Here is a 3,003-nt window from a genome sequence, read left to right as displayed (position 1 = left end):
GAGCGACCAGCCCAGCGCCCCGCCCGCCGATCTGACCTCCGTCACCAAGGCCATCGACGGCAGCGAACTCGCGGGCGCGCTGGGCTGGTCGCTCAACGGGTTCCTCCAGTCCGACCCGGACCTGAAGCCCCTCGCCGAGGCGCATCTCAACGACGCCGGCAAGGCCGCGCTCACCGACCTGTCGACGATGTGCGTCGCCGACGCCCTCCTCGGCTACGGCTACACGAAGAGCACCAGTTGGACCACCGACGGGCAGTCCATCAGCGAGATCATCGCCTCGACCCCCGCGCTCAAGGACTTCCTCGACAGTCAGCGCATCGGCACGCTGAAACCGTCCGGGCCCGTCCGCGTCGTCACCGGCGTCAGCGACAACCTCGTCCCGCACGCCCAGGCCCGCCAACTCGCCGTCGACTGGTGCGCGAAGGGCGCCGACGTCACGTACAAGGCCGTCGTCCTGCCCAGTGTCGGCAGCGCGCTCCTCAACCACTTCGCGCCGCTGCTCACCGACCAGACCGACGCCATCAACTGGCTCACCGACCGCCTGGCCGGCAGGCCCACCGTCTCCAACTGCTGGACCATGCCCGTACAACCCTGAGAGCCCTGAGCACGATCCTCACCGCACGGGCAGTCGCTTCGCGATGTTCCCCACGACCCGACCCGCCAACTCCGCTGCCACCCCGCAGAGTTGCTTTCCGGGCCGGGGCGCGTACACGGTCGGCTGGAACAGTTCGGTGGTCTCCTCGCCGACGTCGTCCGTGTAGGTGCGGGGCGAGGTCCGTACGGTGCAGCTGTCGTCCTCGGCCTGGTCCGCGACGTAGTAGCTCTTGGTGCCGGCGACGTTCACCAGCGTGCCGTCGTCGGCGTCGAGGGAGTTGTCCCGGCCGAACTGGATCTCGACCTCGCGCTTGCCGTCGTCGCCGGACCAGTCGCAGTCCCAGGATCCGAACCCCCGGTCCTGGTGCCGACGCGCGCCGGGGCACCGACCACCACACGGTTCCCACCCTCGGGTGTCTCGATCAGGTCCAGGTCACCGGGAGCGCACGCAGCCCGTACACGATGGCGTCCTGGTTGTAGGTGAGTCGGTCCGCCGGGACGGCGAGGCGCAGGGTGGGCAGGCGGCGCAGCAGCGTGGTGAGGACGGTCTGGAGTTCCACGCGGGCCAGGGTCTGGCCGAGGCACTGGTGGACGCCGTAGCCGAAGGCGACATGGCGGCGGGCGTCCCGGGTGAGGTCCAAGTCGGCTGCCGGGCCGAACAGTTGCTCGTCGCGGTTGGCCGTGGACAGCATGCAGATCACGCCCTCGCCCGCCGGGATCGTCACCTCGCCGACCCGCACGGTCTCGGTCGCCGCCCGGCCCAGGCCCAGGTGGATGATCGTGAGATGGCGCAGGAGTTCCTCCACGGCACCGCGCACCAAGTCCGGGTTCCGGCGCAGGAGTTCCGCCTGGTCGGGACGGCGCAGCAGCGCGAGCACGCTGACGGCCGTCATGTTCGCGGTGGACTCGTGCCCGGTGACCAGCAGCAGGAAGCCGAGCGAAGCGGTCTCCTGGTCGGTCAGGTCCTCACGGGCGGCGAGCCGGCTGAGGATGTCGTCGCCCGGATGCCGTCTCTTCCGTTGCGCCAACCCGGCCAGATAGCCCATGAGTTGGGCGTGCGCCCGCTCCGCCTCCGCTCGGGTGGTCCGGTTGTCGAGGAGCGTGCGGCTGAGCGACTGGAACAACTCGTGGTCCTCGTACGGCACTCCGAGCATCAGGCAGATGACGAGCGAGGGGATCGGCAGCGCGAAGTCCGCCACCAGGTCGGCCGAGGTGCGGCCCTCGGTCATCCGGTCCACGGCCCGGTCGACGATGTCCTGGATGCCGGGGCGCAGTTGCTCGATCCGCTTGACCAGGAAGTCCTTGGTGACCATGCGGCGCAGCCGGGCGTGTTCGGGGTCGTCCATGCGGATGAAACTCGGCTTGGCGGTGGCCAGTTCGCGCTGACCGGCGGAGAGGAACGGGAAGCCGGGCGTGCGCGCGTCCGCGCTGAACCGGGCGTCGGCCAGCACGGCCCGTACCTCGTCGTAGCCGGTGACCAGCCAGCACGCGGTGCCGTCCGGCAGCACGGCACGGGTGACGGCGGCCTCGCGGGCGGCGGCGGTGTAGGGGGGCGGCGGGTCGAAGGGGCAACTGCCGTAGGGGGCGGGCAGTTCGAGGGCGGTGGCGACGGTCATGGGTGGACGGTCTCCTCGTGGTCGAGCAGCGTGATGGCTCCGCCGGGGCACAGGTCGGCGGCGAAGCGCACCTCCTCGGCGTACCGCGCGTCCGGGTCGGGGACGAGCAGGGCGACCCGGCCGTCCGCCTCGTCCTGCTCGAACACCTCGGGCGCCGCGCCGACGCACTGGCCCGCGCTGCAACAGCGGTCCCGGTCCAGGAGCACGGTGAGAGACGGCTGCTGAGCCGTGCTGTCGGTGTCCGCGTCGGAGGGGGTGCGGAGGGTGTTGAGCGTGGTGCACATGGTCGCGGTCTGGCCGGCCAGCACCAGGAGTTCGACGAGTTGGTCGGCGCGAAGGGCGCGAGCGAGCCGGTCCCAAAGGCCGTCGGGAAGAGGGGAGTTGACGGCCAGCAGGTCGGCGGCCTCCAAGAGGTCGCGGTCCTCCGCCCGCCAGGGGTGGGTGCCCAGCTCGGCCGCCGTCGCGTCGATCTCGGCCTCCGTCAGTCCGGCGTCCGTGGCCGGGGTGCGGTGTCTGCGGTGGACGTAGGGCGCGTCGAGTCGGTGGGCGACCCGCAGGACGATCAACTCGCGTCTGCGGTGGCCGAGGGCGCCCTCGTGGGTGAGGACGCGGGCGAGGGAGAGCCAGGCGTGGGCCAGGACGGGGTGGTGGGCGAGGGTGCCGAACAGGTTCTCCCGGCCGGGGCCGTCCTGCCGGGAGCCGTCGAGCAACGACCGTAGGACCGGGGGCCATGCGGCGGGCGGGAGGGGGGCGATACGGGGCGTGGAGGTCACGGTCATGGCCCTTCCGGATG

Annotated in this window: 4 protein-coding genes; 1 reads left to right on the top strand and 3 read right to left on the bottom strand. The window is 71.6% G+C overall.

The features are described from left to right. On the top strand, positions 1-595 hold a 595-nt coding region (locus JHN63_RS49535), incomplete at its 5' end, for a lipase family protein (protein WP_234478884.1). An 18-nt stretch (positions 596-613) separates the two neighbouring features. Here the strand turns inward: JHN63_RS49535 and JHN63_RS49530 are convergent. From JHN63_RS49530 to JHN63_RS49520, 3 genes are all read right to left on the bottom strand, one after another. After that, positions 614-844 carry a hypothetical protein gene (locus tag JHN63_RS49530; protein ID WP_200691701.1) on the bottom strand — a complete coding sequence of 77 codons (231 nt, stop codon included), beginning with the start codon at positions 842-844 and terminating at the stop codon, positions 614-616. 172 nt (positions 845-1,016) lie between these two features. Further along, entirely contained in the window at positions 1,017-2,210 is a 1,194-nt protein-coding gene (locus JHN63_RS49525) for a cytochrome P450 (RefSeq protein WP_200691700.1), read from the bottom strand. Further along, positions 2,207-3,003 (bottom strand): ferredoxin (locus JHN63_RS49520; protein ID WP_307782179.1); only part of this gene is annotated, 797 nt, incomplete at its 5' end. The genes JHN63_RS49520 and JHN63_RS49525, both read right to left, overlap by 4 nt.

It is taken from the genome of Streptomyces sp. MBT65, assembly GCF_016612545.1.
Classification (GTDB): domain Bacteria; phylum Actinomycetota; class Actinomycetes; order Streptomycetales; family Streptomycetaceae; genus Streptomyces.
The sequence above is the reverse complement of the archived record's forward strand: the minus strand, read 5'-3'. Positions and strand labels throughout refer to the sequence as shown.